Genomic DNA, 2,500 nt, shown 5'->3' with positions numbered 1-2,500 from the left:
ATCGGTCACACAGTAGTATTTAGCCTTACGAGATGGTCCTCGCTGATTCACATGGGATTCCTCGTGCCCCATGCTACTCGGGATTCAGCTCCTATCCTTCAGTTTTCGACTACAAGACTCTCACTTTCTCTGGTGCATCTTTTCAATGCTTCGTCTAACCTTCGCGATTCGTTTTTGCTGTCCCACTACCCCAGTCAGTAAACCGACTGGTTTAGGCTCTTCCCCTTTCGCTCACCACTACTTAGGGAATCTCTTTTGATTTCTTTTCCTCCAGCTACTAAGATGTTTCAGTTCGCTGGGTTGGCTCTTCCTGTCTATATATTCAACAGGTAGTATTCAGGGTTGCCCCATTCGGACACCTCCGGCTCATAGTTTGCTTCCAACTCCCCGGAGTATTTCGTCGGTAACCACGTCCTTCTTCGCCTCTGTGTGCCTAGGTATCCACCATTAGCTCTTATTCGCTTGACCACTTCACATTGGTTTCCATCCTGCAAACACTTCATATCTTTTCAATACTTGTGTCTGCCTGCTCTTTTCGCGTTTCTATGCAGTTTTCAAGGTTCTGGCTGAGTTTCCTCAGCAGTCTAACTCCCGTTAGTTGCTGATTCTTTCTCTGTTTAAATTGATTAAACCGGAATAGTAATACTTTGAAAGCTTTCACCAATCTCGACCGACCTAGAGTAGACCATCTCAGTCTCTATTTGCTTTTGGCTTTTAGCTTTTGGCTTTTGGCTTTTCACTTCCAGCTCTCGGCTTTCGATCTCTGATTTGGGTAGGTCTCCCTAAAAGGAGGTGATCCAGCCACACCTTCCGGTACGGCTACCTTGTTACGACTTCACCCCAGTCACCAGTCCTACCTTAGGCATCCCCCTCCTCGAAAGGTTGAGGTAATGACTTTCGGGCGTGACCAGCTTCCATGGTGTGACGGGCGGTGTGTACAAGGCCCGGGAACGAATTCACTGCAGTATGCTGACCTGCAATTACTAGCGATTCCTCCTTCACGAAGGCGAGTTGCAGCCTTCGATCTGAACTGAGCTACGGTTTCTTGGATTTGCATCACATCGCTGTGGTAGCTGCCCTTTGTCCGTAGCATTGTAGTACGTGTGTAGCCCAAGACGTAAGGGGCATGCTGACTTGACGTCATCCCCACCTTCCTCCGGTTTGTCACCGGCAGTCTCTCTAGAGTGCCCAACTTAATGCTGGCAACTAAAAACGAGGGTTGCGCTCGTTGCGGGACTTAACCCAACATCTCACGACACGAGCTGACGACAGCCATGCACCACCTGTGTTCGCGCTCCCTAAGGCCACCCTCTCCTTTCAGAAAGGTTCGCGACATGTCAAGTCTTGGTAAGGTTCTTCGCGTTGCATCGAATTAAACCACATACTCCACCGCTTGTGCGGGCCCCCGTCAATTCCTTTGAGTTTCACACTTGCGTGCGTACTCCCCCAGGCGGGATACTTAACGCGTTAGCTCCGGCACGGCTCGGGTCGATACAAGCCACGCCTAGTATCCATCGTTTACGGCTAGGACTACTGGGGTATCTAATCCATTCGCTCCCCTAGCTTTCGTCCCTCAGTGTCAGTTACGGCCTAGTAGCACGCTTTCCGCCACCGGTGTTCTTCCTGATCTCTACGCATTTCACCGCTACACCAGGAATTCCTGCTACCCCGAACGCACTCTAGCTTTGTAGTTTCCACTGCTTTTATGAGGTTGAGCCTCACTCTTTAACAGCAGACTTTCAATGCCACCTGCGGACCCTTTACGCCCAATCATTCCGGATAACGCTTGCATCCTCCGTATTACCGCGGCTGCTGGCACGGAGTTAGCCGATGCTTATTCCTCAAGTACCTTCATATCTTATTCCTTGAGAAAAGAGGTTTACAACCCAAGAGCCTTCCTCCCTCACGCGGTATTGCTCCGTCAGGCTTTCGCCCATTGCGGAAAATTCCCCACTGCTGCCTCCCGTAGGAGTCTGGGCCGTGTCTCAGTCCCAGTGTGGCTGATCATCCTCTCAGACCAGCTACTGATCGTCGCCTTGGTGCGCTCTTACCACACCAACTAGCTAATCAGACGCGAGCTCATCTCTAGGCAGCAAGCCTTTTACCTTCCGGCACATCCGGTATTAGCCACCGTTTCCAGTGGTTGTCCCCGACCTAGAGCTAGATTCTCACGCGTTACTCACCCGTCCGCCACTGAATCCTAAGATTCCGTTCGACTTGCATGTGTTAAGCATACCGCCAGCGTTCATCCTGAGCCAGGATCAAACTCTCCGTTTTGTTATTTCCGGAGTTTATCACTGAAAGTCAATCTTTCAGTTTTCCTTGCTATAATCTTTAAAGTCTTTGGGAAGTCCCAAAACCAATTTGTTTGACGAGGATTGGTTTGTGCTTCGCTTTCAAAGTATTCTTTTTTCTCGGTTCAGTTGTGCGGTCGTTCTCGACTCATCACTTTATCTAGGTTATCTAACTTTTTTATCCCTGTCAAGGGGTTTGCCGAAAA

General features: G+C 49.7%; 2 rRNA genes (1 of these 2 cut by a window edge). Both read right to left on the bottom strand.

The features are described from left to right. Positions 1–468 (bottom strand): 23S ribosomal RNA (locus CV014_RS22360); it reaches 2,353 nt to the left of the window's first position. Positions 469–785: 317 nt separating this feature from the next. Continuing rightward, positions 786–2,277 (bottom strand): 16S ribosomal RNA (locus tag CV014_RS22355). The 16S and 23S rRNA genes sit together here, the layout of an rRNA operon. Positions 2,278–2,500 lie beyond the last annotated feature (223 nt).

This window comes from Nostoc sp. CMAA1605 (assembly GCF_021596505.1).
Classification (GTDB): Bacteria; Cyanobacteriota; Cyanobacteriia; order Cyanobacteriales; family Nostocaceae; genus Trichormus.
Note: the sequence above shows the minus strand (reverse complement) of the source record. Positions and strands in the feature narration are given on the sequence as shown.